Origin of the sequence: Serratia sp. CY32780, assembly GCF_052169135.1 — a bacterium.
Taxonomy (GTDB): Bacteria; Pseudomonadota; Gammaproteobacteria; order Enterobacterales; family Enterobacteriaceae; genus Serratia; species Serratia sarumanii.
Window position 1 is genome coordinate 1,832,991 of the sequence record NZ_JBJNLI010000001.1, and the last position, 21,856, is coordinate 1,854,846.

Below are 21,856 nucleotides of genomic sequence, written 5' to 3' on the forward strand. Positions count from 1 at the left end.
CCCTTAAGGTTGAATGCGTACCGGCGTGATCAACAGCGGCTCGGCAGGCGCCTGCCAGCTGCTGAATACGCCGTACACGGTAATGTGGTCACCCACCTTGGGCGGGGATCCGGCCAGTTCGTCGATCGAAGCCTGATTAATCGCCCTGGCAAAATCGCCGAACAGCGCTTGGTCATTGAAATCGCCGTAGCTCAGCCCGCGATAGCTGTCGCGCAATGCCGTACCGCGATAAACCGGCCCGATCTGCACCTCCACGCTGCTGAGCGGTGCATCGGTCAGCTTGAGCGTTAATTTTCCGCTGCGCGAACGGGTGTTGACCGCCGCGACTTCACCGCTGACCTTAACGTTGAAATAACATGGAAACTCCGGTTGAGCGCGGTACCCCAGCAGACCGCAGGCGCTGTCAAAATCCTTGGCCTGGGCGATCCGGGCGAGCAGCTCGCCCAGCGGCTGCGCCGTTTTGACCGCTTGCGGAGCGATTTGGCCGCGGTAAATTTCCGCCGCCTGCGCCACATGCGAATTCACCGGGGAGCGAAGCTCCGCCAGCTTTTTCTCCGAAACGATACGGCAACCGCTCAACGCCAGGACGACGGTGACGGCCAGCGCAATGCGCATCGACATAACAACACCTCCGATCGCACCCCGCCGCCGGGACGGGGTGGTGAAAGACGCCGCTCAGCGCGGATTACGGTTTGAAGTTGAAGTCACTGACCCGTTGCGCATTGTCTTTGCCGATCAGGATGCCGCGGAACATCACGCGCTCCTTGCCGGTATAGCTGCCGGATTGGAAATAACCGTCGAGGATTTCAACGCCCTGCGCGGCGATCGCCTGCGCCTGCAACATCACGCTGGCGTAGAGGCTGCCGTTGAGAATGGCGTCGCGTTCATCGTTGCTGCCGTCGATGCCCACCACGGTGACATCATGCCGGCCGGCGGCCTTCAGCGCCGCCACTGCGCCCAGCGCCACCGGGCCGTTGCCGCAGATCACGCCTTTGATGTCCGGATGCGCCTGCAGAATGCTGTCCATGATGCGTTTCCCTTCCAGCAGATTGCCCTTGGCATCCTGCCGCGCCACGCTGACCATCTCAGGGTATTGGTCGATCACGTTGTGGAACGACTGCGAGCGCGTAACGCAGTTATTGTCCGCCAGGTTGCAGGTCAGCTCGGCGTATTTGCCGGTTTCCCCCATTTTTTCTACAAACTGGTTGGCGACGTCCGAGCCGGCCTGGAAGTTGTTATGGGTGATCTGCGCCAACGCCACGCCATCGACCGGGATCTCGCGGTTGATCAGTACCACCGGAATACCGGCGTTTTTCGCCTGCTGCACGGCGGCGACGCTGGCCTGGGAATCGGCGTTATCCAAAATGATGCCCTGTACTTTGCGGCCGATAACCAGGCTGATCAGCTCCCCCTGGCGCTTAACGTCTTCGCCGTGCGACAACACCAGCGTCTGGTAACCGAGCGACTTGGCCTTGCTCTCGGCCCCCTTGGCCTCTGCGGAGTAATAAGGGTTATCCAGCGAATTGACGAGAATGGCGATCGTGCCCTTTTCCGCCGCCATGGCAGAGGTGCAGGCAAAACCGGTGAGCAGGGTAAGGTAAGTGGCTATTTTTCTCATGATGGTGTTCTCTTATCGTTGTGTTGAACATCGTCTGGTGTTGGCGATCGCTGCGGTTGCCGCTTACCAAATGGTAAAACCGCCGTCGATCATCAGGTCCGCGCCGGTAATCATGTCGCTGCCGTTGCTGGCAAAAAACAGGATCGCCGCCGCAATTTCGTCGGTATAAGCAAAACGCCCCAGCGGGATCAGCTTTTTCATCGCCTCGCCCTTCTCGCCGCGCCAGGCTTTCTCTCCCATAGGCGTCAGCACCACGGTGGGCGATAACGTGTTGACCGTAATGCCGTGCGGCGCCCATTCTTTGGCCATCACCTTGGTCATGCCCAGCAGCCCTGCCTTGGCGGAGGTGTACGCGCAGTGATCGTCAATGGCGATGGAGGCCGCCTGCGACGCGATGTTGATGATTTTCCCGCCGTGGCCGGCGGCTATCGCACGGCGCGCCAGTTCTTGCGAGCACAGGAAGGGCCCGGTGAGGTTGACCGCCAAGTGGCGCTGCCACTCCTCGAGCGTCACTTCCGTCGCCGGCTGCAAATTGACATAGCCGGCGCAGTTGACCAGGATATCGAGCCGGCCAAAGCGCCGCTGAGCCGCATTGAAGGCGGCAGCCACCGAGTCGGATTCGGTCACGTCGCACACCTGGCAGAACACCTGTTCTTCCCCCAACTCCCGCAGCGCCGCCGCGGCCTTGTCCTGTTCGAAGGCCGGATACATCAATACCAGGCGCGCGCCCTTTTCCAGCAGCAGGCGATTGGCAGCCATCGCGATGCCGCCCAGACCGCCGGTGATCACCGCCACTTTCCCTGCCAGCGACATCTGGCTATCGACACCGTAGCGTAAATTAACGTCGTATTCGTTCCGCTCCATCGCATTCCCCCTATGGCGTTAACTGAGCATGCAACCCTGCGGCGTCGATGGCGTATTGCCGCCGCAGCGCCGCCCGGCTGCTGCTGTGGGTAAATTCATAAGCCGGCACGCCCAGCGCGGTAAACGGCCGCGGCAGCTGATGCCGCAGCAACAGCTCACCGATGATGGTGCCCAGGCCACCGCTGAGGGCGTGCTCCTCCATGGTCAGCACCCGGCGGTGCGAACGCATCAACGCCACTACCGCCGCCTCATTGAGTGGCCAGAGCGAAGGCAGCGAGACGATGGTCGGGTTATCGCCCAATTCCAGCACCTTCATCGCCTCGTGCGCCACCGTCCCCAGGCAAAACACCAGGCTGTCAGATCCTTGATGCAGCACCTCCGGCTCTCCGGGGCGGAAGTGATAGCTCGCGTTCAGCACCGGCAGCTTGTCGCTGTCCATACGGATATAGGCCGGGCCGGGTTGCGCGATGACATAACGGACAATCTCTGCCGCTTGTCGCGCATCCGCCGGCGCATAGACGCTGAGATTACCCAGCGTGCGGGCGATGGCGATATCGTTCATGCAATGGTGCGTCGCCCCCAGCGGCCCATAGCCGAATCCGGCATTCAGGCCGAGCATTTTCACGTTGGTTTCCGTGTAGCAAACATCGTTTTTCATCTGCTCGTTAGAACGGGCGAACAGGAAAGGCGCGGCGTTGGCGGTAAAGACCGTGCGGCCGCTGAGCGCCATGCCGGCGGCCATGCCCACCATATTTTGTTCGGCGATGCCGACGTTCACCACACGCTCCGGATAAGCCTGCTCAAAGGGCGCGATTTTCGACGTGGACGTGGAGTCCGCCACCATCACGCTCAGATCTGCCCCCGCCAGCTGCTCTTCGATCAACGCCGTCACCACGGCATCGCGTAAGTCCTGCATGTTCACCCCTCCAGTTCCGCCAGCGCCTGCGCCAGCTGTTGTTCGTCCGGTACCGCGTGATGCCAGGCGGCAACGTTAGCCATAAACGACACGCCGTGCCCCTTTTCGGTATTGGCCAAAATCACCCGCGGCTTGTCCTGGCTCGGGCGTTGGATCGCCGCCACCAGCGCCGCCGGATCGTGCCCGTCGCACTCCAGGGTTTCGAAACCGAAAGCGCGCCATTTTTCCGCCAGCGGCTCCAGCGGCATGATGGCCTCTGTCTTGCCCGCCAGCTGCAGCCGGTTGCGATCGACGATGGCAATCAGGTTATCCAGCTTGAATTTGCTGGCCGCCATCGCCGCCTCCCAGTTGGATCCCTCCGCCAGCTCGCCGTCGCCCAGCAGCACGAAAGCGCGGCGATGTGCGCGCCCGGCCAGTTTGTTGCCCAGCGCCAGCCCCACGGCGATAGGCAGGCCATGCCCCAAACCGCCGGAGTTGATCTCCACCAGCTCCGGCAGCTTCTGCCGCACCGGATGCCCGGCCAGCAAGGTGTCGTCGCCCATGAACTGATCGAGCACCGCCGGATCGAGCAGGCCCATCGCCGCGCAGCTGCAGTAAAAACCGCCGGCGCCGTGCCCTTTAGACAAAATGAACCGATCCTGATCGGGCCGGGCATTGCCGCGATCCATCACCGCCATATACAAGGTGCAGATGATGTCGATTTCCGACAGATCGGCGCCGGTATGGCCCTTGCCTGCCTTATGGTTCATGGTCACCACATATCGGCGCGCCTGGCGCGCCGTGTTTTTAATCGCCTGGAAGTCCATCGTCACCTCTGCTTGAGCACATTGATTATCGTTATCGCCTCTAAAACGATCCGCTAACCCGTCATTGATTTTCGAATGGAAATCATATGCAGCAAAAACGATAATTAATGTGGGCAAGATCAAATTTCAAGCAAAAGCACGCAGCAGGCGGAATCACAATTCACAAAAAGCAATGAATAACAATTAAATAAAAGTATTCAAACAACTTAAAATTCGTTTTACCCGGTGACTTTCGCTGACACCATAGACTTTCGAATAAAAATAAATAGGGATTGACCGGGTTTATCCATAGCTTTATCAATAATCGCGAGCTAAAATTCAGCGCATCAATAAGGAGTTGCCGTGGCAAACCGCCCGGCGGGAACTGACAGGTGCAGGAGTCTTTCGATTGAAAAGCAAAAGCGAACAGCTGGCGGAAATGCAGCAACGGCGCGAAAAGATCCTCGACATGATCCGCGAAGACGGCTCGGCGACGGTCAAAATGCTGACCGATACCTTCAAGCTGACCGAAGCGACCATTCGCACCGACCTGCGGGTCCTGCAGCAACAAGGTTATGTGCAGCGTTTCCACGGCGGCGCAACCCTGGTCGATGGCAAGCAAAACACCCATGCCATGCTGTTGGAACGCCAGGTCAACCTGACCGCCAAGGATCGCATCGGCAAGCTCGCCGCCGGTTTTATCGAACCGGGCGACACCATCATTCTTGATTCGGGCACCACCACCACGGCTATCGCCAATCACCTGAGCCACATCAAGAAACTGTCCGTTATCACCACCGGCGTTAATATCGCGCTGCAGCTGGGCGGCGAACCGGGCGTGAACATTTTGCTGACCGGCGGCTCGTTCAAATTTCCGACGCTTTCCACTTCGGGGGACAAAGCCGCCGGCTTCTTCGAGAACGTTCTGGCCCAGAAACTGTTCCTCGCAACGGCCTGCATCTCACCCCGCCACGGCCTCAGTTTCCCAAGCGAGACCGACATCAAACTGAAAACGGCGATGATCAACGCAGCCAACACGGTGTATGTGGTTGCCGACTCCAGCAAAATCGATAAGGTGTCGATGTTCGCATTGCCCTGTGACTGGCAGCATATCGACTATTTGATCACCGACGACGGTATCAGCAATACCGCCATACAGGCCTTTGAGAAGGTGGGAGTAAAGGTGTTGGTGGCAGGCGCCTGACGGGCGCCTGCGAGAAGAATGCTTATTCCGGCTTGCGCGCCGCGATTTCCTGCTGCTCTTGCGGCGGCGGCGTCAGCGGGCCAAACCAGCGCTGCGCCAGCCAGCAGGTGGCCACCACCAACAGCCAACTGATCAGCGTGGCCATCGCCAGATCGCGAGGCCAGTGCATGCCCAGCAGCAAACGGCTGCCCATCACCCCCGTTGCCCACACCATCAGCAGCGCGACGGTTTTATAATGGCGGCGCGGCCACAGCAGCCCTACGCCCAACAGCGCCCAGGTGGCGGCGAACATCGTATGCCCCGACGGGAAAGCGAAGCCGGTTTCAAACTGCCAGTGCTTGCGCAGCCAGTTCGGCACCAGGGTCTGATCCTGCAATTGCTCGCGCACCAGCGCGCTGCGCTCTTTGCGATGCAGCGAATAGAAGTATTTGCCGTCCACGCCGTGGTTTTGCTCCAGCCATACCACAAACGGCCGCGGTTCTTGCACCCGATCTTTGATCAGCGACTTGATCCCCTGCCCAATCACCAACGCGGCGGAAAGCAGGATCGCCAGACCGATGGCCGCCTTGAGCCGAAAGCGCAGACACCACAAAAACCAACCGCAAAGGATAGCGCTGGTCAAAATGCCCCACGGCGAGGTCACGGTTTCGGTCACCCAGTACAGCGCTTTCAGCAGCCGATCATTGCCGCCGGGCTGCCAGTGCCAGCCGGATACCCAGACCGCCAGCGGCATCAACAGCAGCAGCAGCGCGCCGCCCGCCGTGCGTTTTGCTATCTCATACATTCCCGTTTTCCTCTGCGTGAATCAGACTGCAGTGTAACAAGAGTGTAATCTTGATAACACGCGAAAAATTAAACAGATAGGCAACCTATCGCAATAATAGGTAGCCGGAAAACGCCATCTGCTGGTTTGCTGAGCACCGCCCGGCAAGAAGTTGTGGCAAAATAGCCGATAATTAACGAAATAGAGATCGGCGCAGCACGTTTTAGTCTTGGTCAATTTACCGAACCGGACTTAGGATGCGCGACAATGATTGAATCGTAGGTTTTTGTGGAGAGTGACATGCAGCTTAAACGGGTGGCAGAGGCTAAACTGCCGACACCTTGGGGCGATTTCCTGATGGTAGGATTCGAAGAACTGGCGACCGGGCATGACCATCTGGCGCTGGTATTCGGTGATATTTCCGGCGAAGCGCCGGTGCTCGCGCGCGTGCATTCCGAATGTCTTACCGGCGATGCCCTGTTCAGCCTGCGCTGCGACTGCGGTTTTCAGCTGGAAGCCGCGCTGGAGCAAATCGCCGAAGAAGGCCGCGGCATTCTGCTTTATCATCGCCAGGAGGGCCGCAATATCGGCCTGTTGAACAAGATCCGCGCCTATGCCCTGCAGGATAAGGGCGCAGACACCGTGGAAGCCAACCACCAGCTCGGCTTCGCCGCCGACGAGCGCGACTTCACCCTGTGCGCCGACATGTTCAAACTGCTGGGCGTCGACGCGGTGCGCTTGCTGACCAACAACCCGAAAAAGGTCGAGATCCTGACCGAAGCCGGCATCAACATCAGCGAGCGCGTGCCGCTGATCGTCGGCCGTAACCCGAAGAACGAACACTATCTGGCGACCAAGGCCGCCAAAATGGGCCATTTGCTCGACCAGAAGTGATCGCCGCCGCGGCGGAAACAATCAGGGCGCCTTGCGGCGCCCTTTTTATTGCTTAATTACAGCATTTTCCTGATCACATAATGCAGGATGCCGTCGTTTTCGTAGTAGGTCAGCTCATTGCCGGTATCGATGCGGCAACGGGTGTCGATCACTTCCTTGCGCCCGTCGGCATAGGTGATGTGCACCGGCACCGTCTGGCCCGGCTGCAGCTGCTGCAGGCCGCCGATGCTGATCTGCTCATCCCCGGTCAGCCCCAGGGTTTTGCGCGTCACCCCTTGCGGGAACTCTAGCGGCAAAATCCCCATGCCGATCAGGTTGGAGCGGTGAATGCGCTCGAAGGATTCGGCGATCACCACCCGCACGCCCAGCAGGCGCGGCCCTTTCGCCGCCCAGTCGCGGCTGGATCCGGAACCGTATTCTTTACCGGCGATCACCGCCAGCGGCACCTTTTCCTGCTGATACTGCATGGCGGCGTCGTAGATAGACAGCTGCTGCTGCGACGGGATATGGCGGGTATAGCCCCCTTCCACGCCCGGCACCATTTCGTTGCGAATGCGGATATTGGCGAAGGTGCCGCGCATCATCACTTCGTGGTTGCCGCGGCGCGAGCCGTAAGAGTTGAAATCCTGCGGCGCCACGCCGTGCTCGCTCAGGTAGCGCCCCGCCGGGCTGTCGCGCTTGATGTTGCCCGCCGGCGAGATGTGGTCGGTGGTCACCGAATCGGCCAGAATCGCCAGAATGCGCGCGTCTTTGATGTCCTGCACCGGATCCGGCGTCACCTTCATGGTGCTGAAGAACGGCGGATGGCGGATATAAGTAGAATCCTCCTGCCACTGATAGGTCGCCGAGCCGGTCACCTGGATCGCCTGCCAGTTAGCGTCGCCGTCGAACACTTCGCCATATTCCTTGTGGAACATCTCGGTGCGCACTTCTTCCACCGCCTGAGCGATGTCCTGGCTGCTCGGCCAGATGTCCTTCAAATAGACCGGTTGACCGTCGTTGCCCTCGCCCAGCGGCTCTTTGGTCAGGTCAATCTTCATGCTGCCCGCCAGCGCATAAGCCACCACCAGCGGCGGCGAGGCCAGCCAGTTGGTTTTCACCAGCGGGTGGATGCGCCCTTCGAAGTTGCGGTTGCCCGACAGCACCGCGCCCACGGTCAGATCTCCCTCTTTTATCGCCTGCTCGATCGGATCCGGCAGCGGGCCGGAGTTACCGATGCAGGTGGTACAGCCATAGCCCACCAGATTGAACCCCAGCTCTTCCAGATAGGCGGTAAGTTTGGCGCTATCGAAGTAGTCGGTCACCACTTTGGAACCCGGCGCCAGCGAGGTTTTTACCCAGGGCTTGCTGCGCAGCCCTTTCTTGACGGCATTTTTCGCCAGCAGGCCGGCCGCCATCATCACGCTCGGGTTGGAGGTGTTGGTGCAGGAGGTGATCGCCGCGATCACCACCGCGCCGTCGCGCAGTTCGTGCTGCTGCCCGTCCAGCGTAAAGGTTTTGCTGTCGGCTTTGGCCTTTTGACCGCCGATATCCAGCTCGGTGGCGGCCTTGAACGCCTGCGGCACATTTGGCAGCGCAACGCGATCCTGCGGGCGTTTCGGCCCGGCGAGGCTGGCTTCCACCGTCGACATGTCCAGCGCCAGCGAGCTGGTGAAGACCGGTTCATCACCGGGGTTGCGCCACATGCCCTGCGCCTTGGCGTAAGCTTCCACCAGCGCGATTTGTTCTGCGCTGCGGCCGCTGAGCTTCATGTAGCCGAGCGTAACGTCATCCACCGGGAAGAAGCCGCAGGTGGCGCCAAATTCCGGCGACATGTTGGCGATGGTTGCCCGGTCCGCCAGCGGCAGATCGGCCAGGCCATCGCCGTAAAACTCGACGAACTTGCCGACAACGCCGTGCTTGCGCAGCATTTGGGTGACGGTCAGCACCAGGTCAGTGGCGGTAATGCCCTCGCGGAGCTTGCCGGTCAGCTTGAAGCCGACCACGTCGGGGATCAGCATCGACACCGGCTGGCCCAGCATAGCCGCTTCCGCTTCGATGCCGCCGACGCCCCAGCCGAGGATGCCGAGGCCGTTGATCATGGTGGTGTGAGAGTCGGTGCCCACCAGCGTATCGGGATAAGCCACGCGGCGGCCGCTTTCGTCGCTGTGCCAGACCGTTTGGCCAAGGTATTCAAGGTTAACCTGGTGACAGATGCCTGTGCCCGGCGGCACCACGCGGAAGCGGTTGAAGGCTTTCTGCCCCCAGCGCAAAAAGGTGTAGCGCTCGTGGTTACGCTGCATTTCGATACGCACGTTGTCTTCAAAGGCGTTGTCATCGCCAAATTCATCGACGGTAACCGAGTGGTCAATCACCAGATCCACCGGCGACAGCGGGTTCACCTGGTCGACGTTGCCGCCCAGCCGCCGTACCGCTTCGCGCATCGCCGCCAGATCCACCACCGCCGGTACGCCGGTAAAATCCTGCATCAGCACGCGCGCCGGACGGTAGGCTATCTCACGGTCGGCATGGCCGGTTTGCAGCCAGGCAACGATGGCCTTGAGGTCGTCAACCTGCACGGTATCGCCATCCACATGGCGCAGCAGGTTCTCCAACAGCACTTTCATTGATTTCGGCAACCGGTCGATATCACCCAGCTGCTTCGCCGCCAGCGGCAGACTGTAATAGTAATATTCGCTATTCAGCGCAACCAGCTTATCCATACTTGTTTCACGAAGATCGGACGACATAGCTCCTCCATTTCTTATTGTGATAAAACAGGGTAATCACTGAGGTCTTGTTTAAAGATACCACAAAGATAAGTTAACGTTTTGATAACAACACGATTTGATCACAACGATAGGCGGGAACAATCAGCGCAAAGGAAGTCCGAACGCCGCCAAGGGGTTAGGCGGTGCGCCAACGAAAACGCTGCAACGAGGCGGCGCTTTGGCGAGGAAGACCTCGCGGCTTTAGCGGGGGTTAGCTACGCCTTAGCAGCACATCCCGAAGGATATGAAAGTCAGATACCTGATAGAGAGTGTTCCTGGAGGACGGCGACTTTTCAGGATGATCAACAAGCAAGGTGCGGATTTCCGGGCTAAAAAAACCCGGTTTGGCAGGTGCCTCTCCGGGTTTGATTTGATATCGTCAACGATTACTTAATCGGCAGCTTGATGTCCTTGAACATCGCCTCGATCTCTTCGTTGGAACGCAGCGCCACCGCGCTGTCGACCACGTCACGCGTCAGGTGCGGCGCGAAGCGCTGAATGAAGTCGTACATGTAGCTGCGCAGGAAAGTGCTGCGGCGGAAGCCGATTTTAGTGGTGCTGTAGGTGAAGATATCGCTTGCATCCACCGTCACCAGATCCGGATCCTGCACCGGATCCACCGCCATGCTGGCGATCACCCCCACCCCCAATCCCAGACGCACATAGGTTTTGATCACGTCAGCGTCGGTGGCGGTAAAGACGATGCGCGGCGTCAGGCCGGCGCGGTTGAAAGCGGTATCCAGCTCCGAACGCCCGGTAAAGCCGAAGGTGTAAGTGACGATCGGGTAAGCCGCCAGCTCTTCAATGCTGATGCTGCTTTTGCCCGCCAAAGGATGATCGGGCTTCACCACCACCGCGCGGTTCCAGTGGTAGCACGGCAGCATGATGAGATCGTCGTACAGGTGCAGCGCTTCGGTGGCGATGGCGAAATCGGCGGTGCCTTTGGAGACCGCTTCGGCGATCTGCGTCGGCGAGCCCTGGTGCATGTGCAGCGAGACGCGCGGGTAACGCTCGATAAAGCCCTTGATGACGTTGGGCAAGGCGTAGCGAGCCTGGGTATGCGTGGTGGCGACGTACAGCGAGCCTTTGTCCGGGTAAGTATGTTCACCGGCAACAGCTTTGATGGCATCCACCTTGGACAGCACTTCACGCGCGATGCGAATGATTTCCTGGCCGGCCGGGGTGACCTGGGTCAGGTGTTTGCCGCTGCGGGCGAAGATCTGGATGCCCAGCTCATCTTCGAGCATGCGCACCTGCTTACTGATGCCGGGTTGCGAGGTATAGAGCCCTTCTGCCGTCGAGGAGACATTCAGGTTGTGGTTAACCACTTCCACAATGTAACGAAGCTGCTGCAATTTCATATCTTATACCATCCTAGGTTAAACACTGCGGCTTACCCGCAGCCAGGTATATCGGTGTCGCCCCGGTATGCTGAAACTCACAAGCCATAAACACCGTGTTTTACCCTGATGGTGAAGAAAACGCCGTTGTTAATAAGCTTTAATAATAAAAAAACTTTTTATATAACCACTATACCACGTTGCAGCTTCAAGTATAGATCCGCGTCACACTATGATAACGATTATTTTGCATTGGTATCAACGTGAAACGGCGGCGATGGAGGGGTAAAAACAGCAAAGGATAGATCCGTTTCCCCCTTTTCACCAATAAAAAACCAGCCGCCAGGGCTGGTTTTTCATCTTGCGGGCGGGACATTGGCCTTACTTCTTGCCTTCGACCCACTTGCCGTCCACGTAGAACGCGGACCAACCGGTCGCCTTGCCGTCTTTTTCAGAAGAGACGTACTGCTGTTTGGTTTTACGGCTGAAACGCACCAGCGTTTTATTGCCTTCGGCGTCCGCCACCGGCGCATCGGCCAGATAGCGCAGCTTCTCCGGCAGGCGATCCTTGAAGCGAGCCAGCTCTTCCACCAGCGGCGCGCGGGTCTCGCGCGATTTAGGGAAGGTGTTGGCCGCCAGGAACACGCCGGCAGCGCCGTCACGCAGCACGAAATAGGCGTCGGACTTCTCGCACGGCAGCTCCGGCAACGGCACCGGATCTTCCTTCGGCGGCGCGACGTCGCCGTTACGCAGGATCTTGCGGGTGTTTTTGCAGTTCTCGTTGGTGCAGCCCATGTACTTGCCGAAACGCCCCATTTTCAGGTGCATTTCCGAGCCGCACTTGTCGCACTCCACCACCGGGCCGTCGTAGCCTTTCAGACGGAACTCGCCCTCTTCGATCTCGTAACCGTCGCACGCCGGGTTGTTACCGCAGACGTGCAGCTTGCGCTGGTTGTCGATCAGATAGCTGTCCATCGCCGTACCGCATTTCTTGCAGCGGCGGCGGGCGCGCAGCGCGTTGGTTTCCGCCTCATCGCCTTCGAGGATGTTGAGCACTTCCGCTTCCGGCACCAGGTTGATGGTGGTTTTGCAGCGCTCCTTCGGCGGCAGCGCGTAGCCGGAACAGCCGAGGAACACGCCGGTGCTGGCAGTACGGATGCCCATCTTGCGGCCGCAGGTCGGGCAGTCGATGCTGGTCATCACCATCTGGTTAGGCCGCATGCCGCCTTCTTCCGGATCCTTCTCCGCCGTTTCCAGCTGTTCGCTGAAGTCGACGAAGAACTCGTCCAGCACCGCTTTCCACTCGGCCTGGTTGTTGGCGACCTCATCGAGACCATCTTCCATGCGTGCGGTGAAGTCATAGTTCATCAGCTCGCGGAAGTTTTCTTCCAGGCGATCGGTGACGATCTCGCCCATTTTCTCGGCATAGAAGCGGCGGCTTTCTACCCGCACATAACCGCGATCCTGAATGGTCGAGATGATGGAGGCGTAGGTGGACGGGCGGCCGATGCCGCGTTTTTCCAGCTCTTTCACCAGCGAGGCTTCGCTGTAGCGCGCCGGCGGCTTGGTGAAGTGCTGGCTTGGGATCAGTTTCTGCAGATCCAGTTCGCTGCCGATTTCGACGTATGGCAGGGTGCGATCTTCATCGCCCTTGCGCAGCGCCGGCATCACCTTGGTCCAGCCGTCAAAGCGCAGCGTACGGCCCTTGGCGCGCAGCTGATAATCGCCGGCTTTCACCGTCAGCGTGGTGGAATCGTATTGCGCCGGCGTCATCTGGCAGGCAACGAACTGGCGCCAGATCAGCTGATACAGCTTCTGCGCGTCCGCTTCCATGTCTTTCAACTGCTCGGCGAGCACGTTCACATCCGAAGGACGGATCGCTTCGTGCGCTTCCTGCGAATTCTCTTTGCTGCTGTACTGATTCGGCGCCTTCGGCAGGTATTTGTCGCCGAAGTTGTCGCCGATGTAGCCACGCACCATGTTGAGCGCATCCTGGCTCAGGTTGGTGGAATCGGTACGCATATAGGTGATGTGGCCGGCTTCATACAGCCGTTGCGCCATCATCATGGTTTTTTTCACGCCGAAGCTCAGGCGGGTACTGGCGGCCTGCTGCAGCGTGGAGGTAATGAAAGGCGCGCCCGGTTTGCTGCTGGTCGGTTTGTCTTCGCGATCCAGCACCGTGTAGCGGGCTTTTTCTAGCAGCTTGACCGCGGCGTGAGTCTGCTCGCGGTTGACCGGTTTGAACGGCTTGTCGTGCGCGTGGGTCACTTCCATCTGCAGCGCGGTTTCACCCTTCGCCAGCAGATCGGCATGCAGCTCCCAGTACTCTTCCGGCACGAAGGCCTTGATGTCGCGCTCGCGCTCAACCACCAGGCGCACCGCCACCGACTGCACGCGGCCGGCGGACAGGCCGCGGGCAATTTTCTTCCACAGCAGCGGCGAGACCATATAGCCCACCACGCGGTCCATAAACCGGCGCGCCTGCTGCGCGTTGACGCGGTCAATGTTCAGCTCGCCCGGCTGTTTGAACGCCTGCTGGATCGCGTTTTTGGTGATTTCGTTAAACACCACGCGGCTAAAGCGTTTGTCATCCCCACCGATCACTTCCCGCAGGTGCCAGGCGATGGCTTCCCCTTCGCGGTCAAGGTCGGTTGCGAGATAAATGTGGTCGGCGTTTTCCGCCAGCGATTTTAACTCGGCGACCACTTTTTCTTTACCCGGCAGGATTTCATAATGCGCTTTCCAGCCGTGGTAAGGGTCGACGCCCATGCGATTTACCAGCGCCGCCTTCTCATCTTTTTTAACTTTTTTCTTGGCTTTGTCTTCGGTTGAGTCAGCGCTCTTTTTGCTGGCTGAGCCACTGGTCGGCAAATCACGGATATGACCGACGCTGGACTTCACCACGTAGTCACTTCCTAAATATTTATTAATAGTTTTGGCTTTTGCCGGGGACTCAACTATTACGAGAGCTTTACCCATATTTACCTTTACCTAATTTATTTCTTCTAAAAAGAAGTCTTTTATCTCGCCGTGCCGCGGCAATTCGTGTCTCTTTTTTTATATTGCGGCAGTCTGGCAAGAGATCAACAGATTTTTTTCTTTTGGTTGCCCAACCGCTCAACCTGAACGCAAGTTGTTGATCCTGCCTGCTATTCACCCATGCCCCAGAAGTATGGCTGTGTGAGTTTTATTCATGGCGTAAACAAAACCTTCCACCCGACGCCGCAAAATCCCACACTGTACCTGATAAAAAGCGTCACGCAACCTAATTAGCACGGAAAGACCGATTTCGCCAACCGGCGGCCGCGCATGGCCATCCAGACGGCAAATAAACCTTAGTCGGTTTGCGGATAAAAGCGAACCGGCGTTAGAATATGCGCAGAGCTTTTAGTTTGGAGTCTAATAAATGCGCACAAATACTGCCCCTATCGGCCGCGAGGCCCTGCTGGCGGAAGCAAATAACATCATCCGCCAACACGAAGATTATCTGCACGGCATGATCGCCACCGACGTTGAACAAAAAAACGGCGTTTTAGTTTTCCGCGGCGAATACTTTTTGGATGCCGACGGATTGCCCACCGCCAAAACCACCGCGGTATTTAATATGTTTAAACATTTGGCCCATCTGCTTTCGGAAAAATACCACCTGGTCGATTGAGAAAAGAAAACGGGGGCGCCCGGCCCCCGCTGATTCACGCTATCGCCGCCGTTACAGCAGCGGCTTTTCCCCACGCTGCCACCAGCGCAACAGCAAGCGATCGACGCTTTCCGCCGCGCTGCCGGTAAAGCGATCCATCAGGCGTTTGCGGCGCGAATAGCGCACGGCGATCACTTCGTGGTTATCCAGCTCGGCGATCAGCAAGTCATCGCTGGTGCCGATAGCGTCAATCAGGCCCTTCTCTTTCGCCTGTGAACCGAACCAGTGCTCACCGGTGGCGACGCTGTCGATGTCGAGCGACGGGCGCTGCTCATGCACGAAGCGTTTGAACAGCTCGTGGGTTTCGTTCAGATCTTCGCGGAACTTCTCGCGCCCCTGTTCGGTGTTTTCACCGAACAGCGTCAGCGTGCGCTTGAACTGCCCGGCGGTGTGCAACTCCACGTCGATGTCGTTCTTCTTCAGCAGGCGGTGGAAGTTCGGGATCTGCGCCACCACGCCGATCGAGCCGATGATGGCGAACGGCGCCGCCACGATGCGATCCGCGACGCAGGCCATCATGTAGCCGCCGCTGGCCGCCACTTTATCCACCGCCACCGTCAGGCGAATGCCGCCTTTACGCAGGCGCTCCAGCTGCGAGGCCGCCAAGCCGTAGCCGTGCACCACTCCGCCAGGGCTTTCCAGCCGCAGCAGGACTTCATCCTGCGCCGACGCCACCGCCAACACCGCCGAGATCTCTTCGCGCAGCGAGGTCACCTCGTGCGCGTCCATGCTGCCCTTGAAATCCAGCACATACAGGCACGGCTTGGCCACCTCGACCGCGCCGGACTTGGCGCGCTGCTTTTTCAGCTTATCGTCGGCCTTGGTCTGTTTCTTGAACTGTTTCAGCCAAACCTTTTGCTCGGCGGCATCCATGCGCGCCAGGCGCATGTCACGCTGCATCTCGCGATACTGTTCACCGAGATCGGTCAGCTGCAGCTCCCCTTTCTGGCGGCTCTTGCGTTGCCCCAAACTGACAGCCAGGATGGCCAACGCGGCGATGGCGAGCACCACCGTGGCAACCTTGGCCAGAAACAGGCCATAAACAGATATAAACTCCACAGATTCCGCCTTTATTTACAGGTTGTTAGTATGATTCTTCCCATTTTAGCCAACCGCAGCGGCTGCTGTCGCGGCTAAATGAAAATTCATTGCGCACGGAGCATCACTATGGGGACGATTTGCGGCCGAACCAAGCCGTCGCCGCCGCGCTTTTGTTACAAAAGAATGCCATTTCAGCCTGCTACGCATTGAAAATGCCGGCGGATTAAGGCATATAACACCCATTATTCATCAATATGATGAGACGCATTCGCTGCGCGGCCCGCAGACGGTCGAGCCTTCGCTCCCGCCCCGGCCGCGCGTTTCACTCTTGCTCCCCGATATCTGCGGGAGAACGGCCACCCAGGCGAGGATTTATCGTGCATTACCAACCCAAACAAGATCTGCTCGAACAACGTATCATTCTGGTCACCGGCGCCGGCGACGGCATCGGCCGCGAAGCGGCGCTGACCTACGCGCGCTTCGGTGCCCGGCTGGTGCTGCTGGGGCGCACCGAGAGCAAGCTGCTGGCGGTACAACAAGAGATCGCGGCCCAGGGCGGCGCCCCGGCGTTGGTGGTGACGCTGGACTTGCTGCACGCCACGCCGGAGCAATGCCGGCAGATAGCCGACGATCTGGCGCGCCAGATCCCCCGCCTTGACGGCGTGCTGCACAACGCCGGCCTGCTCGGCGACATCGCGCCGATGGCCGACCTGTCGATGACCATGTGGCAAGAGGTGATGCAGGTTAACGTCAACGCCACCTTTATGCTGACTCAGGCGCTGCTGCCGCTGCTGCTGAAATCCCACGCGGGTTCGCTGGTGTTCACCAGTTCCAGCGTCGGGCGCACCGGCCGCGCAGACTGGGGCGCCTATGCGGTGTCGAAGTTCGCCACCGAGGGCATGATGCAGGTGTTGGCCGACGAGTATAAAAACCGCAATCTGCGGGTGAACTGCATCAATCCGGGCGGCACCCGCACCAAAATGCGCGCATCTGCCTTCCCACACGAAGACAAGAACAAGCTGAAAACCCCGGCCGATATCATGCCGCTGTATCTGTATCTGATGGGCGAAGACAGCCGCCGCAAAACCGGCATGAGCTTCGACGCCCAGCCGAACCGTAAACCCGGCGCGGCCGAATAAGGAGCGTTTTCATGGCGGAAGATCGTCATCAACAGCGCCAGCAGCGCCTGAAAGAACAGGTCGATGCGCGCATCGCGGCGGCGCAGGACACGCGCGGCCTGCTGCTGGTGTTTACCGGCAACGGCAAGGGTAAGACCACCGCCGCCTTCGGCACCGTCACCCGGGCGGTCGGCCACGGCATGCGCGCCGGGGTGATCCAGTTCATCAAGGGCGAATGGCCCAATGGCGAAAAGAATCTGCTGCAGCAACACGGCGTTGAATTTCAGGTGATGGCCACCGGCTTCACCTGGGAGACGCAGAACAAAGCCGGCGATACCGCCGCCTGCCAGGCGGTGTGGCAACACGGCAAACGCATGCTGGCCGACAGCAGCCTGGATCTGGTGCTGCTGGACGAAGTGACCTACATGCTGACCTACGGCTATCTGGAACTGGAAGAGCTGAAGGCCGCGTTGCTGGAGCGCCCTGCGCACCAAACGGTGATCCTGACCGGGCGCGGTTGCCATCGCGATCTGCTGGAACTGGCGGATACGGTCACGGAGATGCGGCCGGTGAAGCACGCGTTTGATGCGGGCGTGAAGGCGCAACAGGGGATCGATTGGTAACAAAAGTTCTGGCCCCGAACGGGGCCAGAATGAGAGATTAGCCGCGTTTGCTCGGCTTGCCCGGTTTACCCGGCTTGCTGCCTGGCGCACTGCGGCGGCCGCTGCCGGCCACCTGCGAATGGCGCTTGACCGCGCGGCGGATCTGGTTGGCCTTCACGCGGCGGCGCTCACGCTCCACCGGCATCTTGCTGACCGTTTCCGGCTTCAATTCCACCAGCTCGCGCAGGTAGTTGATCGCCGGCAGATCCAGCTCGGCCCAGCCGCCGCGCGGCAGGCCTTTCGGCAGATCGATGTCGCCATAACGCACGCGGATCAGGCGGCTCACCTGCACGCCCACCGCTTCCCACAGGCGACGCACTTCACGGTTGCGGCCTTCGGTCAGGGTCACATTGTACCACTGGTTGAGGCCTTCACCGCCCTGGAAGCTGATGGTGCGGAAGGCGGCCGGGCCGTCTTCCAACTGCACACCCTTGCTCAGCTGCTTCACTTTCGCATCGTCGACCTGGCCGAACACGCGTACCGCGTACTCGCGCTCCACTTCACGGCTCGGGTGCATCAGACGGTTGGCCAGTTCGCCATCGGTGGTGAACAGCAGCAGACCGGAGGTGTTGACGTCCAGGCGCCCTACCGCCACCCAGCGCGAACCGCGCAGCTTAGGCAGACGATCGAACACCGTCGGGCGGCCTTCAGGATCGCTGCGGGTACACAGCTCGCCTTCCGGTTTGTAGTAGGCCAGCACCCGGCAGACCACGTCTTCAGACTCTTTGATCGACAGGACATGACCGTCCAGGCGAATTTTCATCGCCGGCGTCACTTCAACGCGATCGCCCAGCTTGGCGACCTTGCCGTCGACGCTGACGCGCCCGGCTTCAATCATGGTTTCGATTTCACGACGCGAGCCATGCCCGGCGCGCGCTAAAACTTTCTGTAACTTTTCGCTCATTGAGCAACCTCTAATGTCGCCTTCACAGGCGTCGGGGGGATAACCGTCGCGGCCAACCGCCACAACGGTAACAATACATTTATCAGGATCGAACCGCGCATTATACAGGCTTTCTAAGGTGTTGAAACCCACTTTATCGGCGGCGACCTCCCTCGGGCGGCGTTTACGGCGCCAAAAAATCCTCCACCGCCCACAGCACCGCGTCGGGCCGTTCCAGAATGCCGAGGTGAGTGCGAGCCTCCCCCAAACGCACCACGGAGAAAAACGGCTGCTCGGCGGCAAATGCCTGCTGGCGCCGCAGATAGTCGTCGCGGCGATCCAGCGAGTAGATGTGGCGACACGGCGGCGGCGCGCTCATTCCCGCCAGACGTTGCAGCGGCGAGCCGAATTGCCGGTAGGCCTGTTCGATGGCCACGCCGGCGGCACGCCAGAGCCGGTAATCTTCTTGTGCCATCTCGACCTCCAGATGGCGTTTGACCCGTTCGTGGCGGATGCCGCCCTGCCAGAAGGCGAACAAGGCGTCGCGCGCCGCCAGCCACTGCTGCGGCTGCTGCATGCGGCTCACCGCCGTAAAGAACGCCGGTTCCGGCTGCGTCATGATCCAATCGAGAAACACCATGCCCCGCACCCGCTGCGGCAACGCTTCGGCCAACGCCACCGCCAGCCAGCTGGCGTGCGCCACCGACAGAGTCACCACGTTGTCCAAACGCAGCGCCGTCAGTAGCTGACGCACATCTTCCAGCAAATCGTCCGCCGCGAGCGACATCTCCGCCGTTTTTGACGACAGGCCGTGGCCGCGCCAGTCGATGCTGATCACCCGATAACGTTCTGCCGCCAGGGCGATGAAGGGATCGAACACGGTTTTCGGCTCGCACCAGCCGGGCAGCAGCACCAGCGTGAGCGGCCCTGAGCCGATATCCTGATAATCGAGAGCGATGTTGGCGCTGTGAAATGTGGTCATATAACCTCCTGCGCGTCTCTCCCCGACCCGTTCGGGGGATGCCGACGATGCTAAGGTGACAGCGCCGCGGAGATTGATCTATTGAAGTTCGTGCGGAAAGTATGAGAGCGCACCTTATGAAAAAATGCGCACTAAATGGAATGCAAATTTAATGGCGCACGCAGGGATAGGCGGCGCTTAACGCCAGCATGATCACCGAAGGCGCAGAGTAATGCAACTGCTCGGGATGCTCGTTCAAATAGCGCATCACCGCATCGGCGGCCGTGCCGATACTCATCCCGGCTTCCGGGCAAATATTGCGGTTGCCCTGCATCGAATAAGTATCGAATACGCCGGCGACGTATCCCATAAACATGCCGCCGTTAAGCGCTTCGGCAACGGTGGCCTCACCGTTTTTGTTTTTTACGTAACCGCCGGATTCCGCCAGCAAGGAACTGCCCGAATAAAAACCCGCATTTGCCATCGAGGAAAATAATAAGGCCGCTAAAAAAGAAACCCGTTTAATCATTGGTGCGCATCCTGCCCATTATCAATTCTGAAGTAGCAAGAATAGCTGCTTTCACCCGAAATAGCGTCGCTTCAGCCGATTTTCAGACAATGGGCAAGTCGGCGAGGGTTCACATCAGCGGAAAGGCGCCGCGTCGCCCGCGCCTTCACGCACCACTTCCGGCGAGGATTCGGTCAGATCGATAACCGTAGTCGGCTGTTGACCGAGGAAACCGCCGTGGATCACCAGATCGACCACCTTGCCCAGGTGATCGCTGATCTCTTCCGGATCCGATTCGGCAAAATCATTGCCCGGCAGCATCAGGGTGGTGGACATCATCGGTTCGTTCAGCGCCTCCAGCAGCGCCAGCGCGATCGGGTTCGACGGCACGCGCAGGCCGATGGTTTTACGCTTTTCATTCATCAGGCGGCGCGGCACTTCCTTGGTCGCTTTCAGAATGAAGGTGTAGTTACCCGGCGTATTGTTTTTGATCAGGCGAAACGCCGTATTATCGACGTGCGCATAGGTCGACAACTCGGACAAATCGCGGCACATCAGGGTAAAGTTGTGGTTGCCGTCCAGCTGACGGATGCGGCAAATGCGCTCCATCGCCGCCTTCTCTTCCAGCATGCAACCCAGCGCATAGCCGGAATCGGTGGGATAAACGATCACCCCGCCCTTGCGCAACACCTCGACCGCCTGGTTAATCAAACGCGGCTGCGGGTTGTCCGGGTGAATATAAAAAAGCTGACTCATGACTTGCTCCTAAAATGATGCCCGCGCGCGTTGCCACGCGCGTAAAATCAGACCGCCTCGCCAGGTTGCGGCCAATCGCGCCACACCGGCTCGACGCCACCCGGCAGCCACAGTTTGCGGCCCAGTTCGATCCACGAACAAGGCTGATGAAAATCAGAGCCTTGCGAGGCCAACAGGCGGTAGTCCTGGGCGTATTTCGCCAATTGCGAGCGCTCATGCGGCGCCTGCTGACACTGCGCCACTTCCATGGCGTCGCCGCCGTGTTCGGCGAAATGCGCCAGCAAACGTTTCAACCACTTCGCGGTCAGATCGTAACGGCCGGGATGCGCCATCACCGCCTGGCCGCCCGATTGATGAATCGCATCAATGGCTTGTTCTATTGTACACCACTGCGGCGGCACGTAGCCGGTTTTGCCCTTGGCCAGGTATTTCTTGAACACCTGCGCCATGTTGTCCGCCACGCCAATCTCCACCAGATAACGGGCGAAATGGCCGCGGGTCACCGCGCCGGCACCCGCCAGCCGCTGGGCGCCGGCATAGGCGTCGGGAATGCGCGCCTTACCCAGACGCACGCCGATCTCCTGCGCACGCCGATTGCGCCGTTCGGTTTGTTCCGCCAACAGCGCCACCAGCGCCGGGTGCGCGACGTCCATGCCCAATCCAACGATATGGATCTCATGATTTTCCCACAGCGTCGAGATTTCCACCCCGTTGACCAGCCGCAGTGGTAACGCCTGCTCCGCAATGGCGGCGGCGGCCTCGGCCAGGCCTGCGGTGGTGTCGTGATCGGTGATCGCCAGCACGCCCACGCGCATCTCGACCGCCCGCTGCACCAGCTGCGTCGGCGTCAGGTAGCCATCGGAGGCGGTTGTGTGGCTGTGGAGGTCGTACAGAGTAAAGGCGGTGGATGGGGGGTTACTGTCTGTCAAAACGGCTATCCGGCAATGGCTTGGTTTTCTATCATACCCGCGATCGACGGCCGGACGGAAATCTATTCTGCCCCGGCCGCGGACGCCAGGCGGATGATGAATAGAATTCACGCTGACCGCTAAAACATTGTGCAAAAAGAGGGTTGACTTTACCCTCTCGAACCAGT

20 protein-coding genes are annotated in these 21,856 nt (G+C 59.5%); 5 read left to right on the forward strand and 15 right to left on the reverse strand.

The genetic code is table 11. The annotated features are described in order from the left end of the window. Window positions 1-3: 3 nt before the first annotated feature. From ACJ8HH_RS08820 to ACJ8HH_RS08840, 5 genes are all read right to left on the reverse strand, one after another. A complete protein-coding gene (locus tag ACJ8HH_RS08820) occupies window positions 4-621 on the reverse strand; it encodes a DUF2291 family protein (RefSeq protein WP_039565865.1) in 618 nt (205 codons plus the stop codon). A gap of 64 nt (window positions 622-685) precedes the next feature. Beyond that, window positions 686-1,618 (reverse strand): D-ribose ABC transporter substrate-binding protein, encoded by a 933-nt coding sequence (locus ACJ8HH_RS08825; protein WP_033647563.1) that lies wholly within the window; start codon window positions 1,616-1,618, stop codon window positions 686-688. A gap of 63 nt (window positions 1,619-1,681) precedes the next feature. Then, a complete protein-coding gene (locus ACJ8HH_RS08830) occupies window positions 1,682-2,482 on the reverse strand; it encodes a GolD/DthD family dehydrogenase (RefSeq protein ID WP_039565863.1) in 801 nt (266 codons plus the stop codon). 10 nt (window positions 2,483-2,492) lie between these two features. Continuing rightward, window positions 2,493-3,398, reverse strand: a complete 906-nt coding sequence (locus ACJ8HH_RS08835) for a transketolase family protein (protein ID WP_033647566.1) — start codon at window positions 3,396-3,398, stop codon at window positions 2,493-2,495. A 2-nt stretch (window positions 3,399-3,400) separates the two neighbouring features. Continuing rightward, the gene (locus tag ACJ8HH_RS08840) at window positions 3,401-4,204 is read right to left on the reverse strand and encodes a transketolase (RefSeq protein WP_033634732.1); all 804 of its coding nucleotides are present in this window, start codon (window positions 4,202-4,204) and stop codon (window positions 3,401-3,403) included. 388 nt (window positions 4,205-4,592) lie between these two features. Here ACJ8HH_RS08840 and ACJ8HH_RS08845 point away from each other — a divergent pair, with 388 nt between their 5' ends. Beyond that, the gene (locus ACJ8HH_RS08845) at window positions 4,593-5,387 is read left to right on the forward strand and encodes a DeoR/GlpR family DNA-binding transcription regulator (protein WP_033647568.1); all 795 of its coding nucleotides are present in this window, start codon (window positions 4,593-4,595) and stop codon (window positions 5,385-5,387) included. 22 nt (window positions 5,388-5,409) lie between these two features. Here ACJ8HH_RS08845 and pgpB read toward each other — a convergent pair whose 3' ends face one another. Then, the gene (pgpB, locus tag ACJ8HH_RS08850; RefSeq protein ID WP_197766213.1) at window positions 5,410-6,171 is read right to left on the reverse strand and encodes a phosphatidylglycerophosphatase B; all 762 of its coding nucleotides are present in this window, start codon (window positions 6,169-6,171) and stop codon (window positions 5,410-5,412) included. Window positions 6,172-6,450: 279 nt separating this feature from the next. On the opposite strand from pgpB, the gene ribA reads away from it, so the two are divergent. Next, window positions 6,451-7,044, forward strand: a complete 594-nt coding sequence (gene ribA, locus ACJ8HH_RS08855; RefSeq protein WP_019452695.1) for a GTP cyclohydrolase II — start codon at window positions 6,451-6,453, stop codon at window positions 7,042-7,044. A 56-nt stretch (window positions 7,045-7,100) separates the two neighbouring features. On the opposite strand, the gene acnA is transcribed toward ribA, so the two are convergent. The 3 genes from acnA to topA form a co-directional block, all read right to left on the reverse strand. After that, a complete protein-coding gene (gene acnA, locus ACJ8HH_RS08860) occupies window positions 7,101-9,773 on the reverse strand; it encodes an aconitate hydratase AcnA (RefSeq protein ID WP_197766214.1) in 2,673 nt (890 codons plus the stop codon). Between the two features lie 407 nt (window positions 9,774-10,180). Beyond that, entirely contained in the window at window positions 10,181-11,155 is a 975-nt protein-coding gene (gene cysB / locus ACJ8HH_RS08865) for an HTH-type transcriptional regulator CysB (RefSeq protein ID WP_033634747.1), read from the reverse strand. A 360-nt stretch (window positions 11,156-11,515) separates the two neighbouring features. Further along, window positions 11,516-14,113 (reverse strand): type I DNA topoisomerase, encoded by a 2,598-nt coding sequence (topA, locus tag ACJ8HH_RS08870; protein WP_033647571.1) that lies wholly within the window; start codon window positions 14,111-14,113, stop codon window positions 11,516-11,518. Window positions 14,114-14,540: 427 nt separating this feature from the next. On the opposite strand from topA, the gene ACJ8HH_RS08875 reads away from it, so the two are divergent. After that, complete coding sequence (locus ACJ8HH_RS08875) at window positions 14,541-14,792, forward strand: YciN family protein (protein ID WP_033634749.1); 252 nt, start codon at window positions 14,541-14,543, stop codon at window positions 14,790-14,792. A gap of 51 nt (window positions 14,793-14,843) precedes the next feature. Here the strand turns inward: ACJ8HH_RS08875 and sohB are convergent, their stop codons facing one another. Beyond that, a complete protein-coding gene (sohB, locus tag ACJ8HH_RS08880) occupies window positions 14,844-15,890 on the reverse strand; it encodes a protease SohB (RefSeq protein ID WP_033634750.1) in 1,047 nt (348 codons plus the stop codon). 359 nt (window positions 15,891-16,249) lie between these two features. Between sohB and ACJ8HH_RS08885 the strand changes: the two genes are divergently transcribed. Further along, window positions 16,250-17,011, forward strand: coding sequence for a YciK family oxidoreductase (locus ACJ8HH_RS08885; protein ID WP_033634751.1), 762 nt, complete (start codon window positions 16,250-16,252; stop codon window positions 17,009-17,011). An 11-nt stretch (window positions 17,012-17,022) separates the two neighbouring features. Continuing rightward, window positions 17,023-17,613, forward strand: coding sequence for a cob(I)yrinic acid a,c-diamide adenosyltransferase (gene cobO, locus ACJ8HH_RS08890; protein WP_033647573.1), 591 nt, complete (start codon window positions 17,023-17,025; stop codon window positions 17,611-17,613). Between the two features lie 37 nt (window positions 17,614-17,650). On the opposite strand, the gene rluB is transcribed toward cobO, so the two are convergent. From rluB to rnm, 5 genes are all read right to left on the reverse strand, one after another. Beyond that, window positions 17,651-18,556 carry a 23S rRNA pseudouridine(2605) synthase RluB gene (gene rluB / locus ACJ8HH_RS08895; RefSeq protein WP_033647574.1) on the reverse strand — a complete coding sequence of 302 codons (906 nt, stop codon included), beginning with the start codon at window positions 18,554-18,556 and terminating at the stop codon, window positions 17,651-17,653. A gap of 163 nt (window positions 18,557-18,719) precedes the next feature. Beyond that, entirely contained in the window at window positions 18,720-19,517 is a 798-nt protein-coding gene (locus ACJ8HH_RS08900; RefSeq protein ID WP_033634754.1) for an alpha/beta fold hydrolase, read from the reverse strand. Between the two features lie 148 nt (window positions 19,518-19,665). Next, window positions 19,666-20,025 carry a Rap1a/Tai family immunity protein gene (locus ACJ8HH_RS08905; RefSeq protein ID WP_033634755.1) on the reverse strand — a complete coding sequence of 120 codons (360 nt, stop codon included), beginning with the start codon at window positions 20,023-20,025 and terminating at the stop codon, window positions 19,666-19,668. A 114-nt stretch (window positions 20,026-20,139) separates the two neighbouring features. Beyond that, window positions 20,140-20,760 carry an L-threonylcarbamoyladenylate synthase gene (locus ACJ8HH_RS08910; RefSeq protein ID WP_033643268.1) on the reverse strand — a complete coding sequence of 207 codons (621 nt, stop codon included), beginning with the start codon at window positions 20,758-20,760 and terminating at the stop codon, window positions 20,140-20,142. Window positions 20,761-20,807: 47 nt separating this feature from the next. Further along, the gene (gene rnm / locus ACJ8HH_RS08915) at window positions 20,808-21,689 is read right to left on the reverse strand and encodes an RNase RNM (protein ID WP_033634757.1); all 882 of its coding nucleotides are present in this window, start codon (window positions 21,687-21,689) and stop codon (window positions 20,808-20,810) included. Between the last annotated feature and the right edge of the window lie 167 nt (window positions 21,690-21,856).

Coding starts and splice junctions, on each gene's coding strand:
- ACJ8HH_RS08820 (WP_039565865.1), bottom strand. CDS start 621: ATGTCGATGCGCATTGCGCTGGCCGTCACCGTCGTCCTGGCGTTGAGC.
- ACJ8HH_RS08825 (WP_033647563.1), bottom strand. CDS start 1,618: ATGAGAAAAATAGCCACTTACCTTACCCTGCTCACCGGTTTTGCCTGC.
- ACJ8HH_RS08830 (WP_039565863.1), bottom strand. CDS start 2,482: ATGGAGCGGAACGAATACGACGTTAATTTACGCTACGGTGTCGATAGC.
- ACJ8HH_RS08835 (WP_033647566.1), bottom strand. CDS start 3,398: ATGCAGGACTTACGCGATGCCGTGGTGACGGCGTTGATCGAAGAGCAG.
- ACJ8HH_RS08840 (WP_033634732.1), bottom strand. CDS start 4,204: ATGGACTTCCAGGCGATTAAAAACACGGCGCGCCAGGCGCGCCGATAT.
- pgpB (WP_197766213.1), bottom strand. CDS start 6,171: ATGTATGAGATAGCAAAACGCACGGCGGGCGGCGCGCTGCTGCTGCTG.
- ribA (WP_019452695.1), top strand. CDS start 6,451: ATGCAGCTTAAACGGGTGGCAGAGGCTAAACTGCCGACACCTTGGGGC.
- acnA (WP_197766214.1), bottom strand. CDS start 9,773: ATGTCGTCCGATCTTCGTGAAACAAGTATGGATAAGCTGGTTGCGCTG.
- cysB (WP_033634747.1), bottom strand. CDS start 11,155: ATGAAATTGCAGCAGCTTCGTTACATTGTGGAAGTGGTTAACCACAAC.
- topA (WP_033647571.1), bottom strand. CDS start 14,113: ATGGGTAAAGCTCTCGTAATAGTTGAGTCCCCGGCAAAAGCCAAAACT.
- ACJ8HH_RS08875 (WP_033634749.1), top strand. CDS start 14,541: ATGCGCACAAATACTGCCCCTATCGGCCGCGAGGCCCTGCTGGCGGAA.
- cobO (WP_033647573.1), top strand. CDS start 17,023: ATGGCGGAAGATCGTCATCAACAGCGCCAGCAGCGCCTGAAAGAACAG.
- rluB (WP_033647574.1), bottom strand. CDS start 18,556: ATGAGCGAAAAGTTACAGAAAGTTTTAGCGCGCGCCGGGCATGGCTCG.
- ACJ8HH_RS08900 (WP_033634754.1), bottom strand. CDS start 19,517: ATGACCACATTTCACAGCGCCAACATCGCTCTCGATTATCAGGATATC.
- ACJ8HH_RS08905 (WP_033634755.1), bottom strand. CDS start 20,025: ATGATTAAACGGGTTTCTTTTTTAGCGGCCTTATTATTTTCCTCGATG.
- ACJ8HH_RS08910 (WP_033643268.1), bottom strand. CDS start 20,760: ATGAGTCAGCTTTTTTATATTCACCCGGACAACCCGCAGCCGCGTTTG.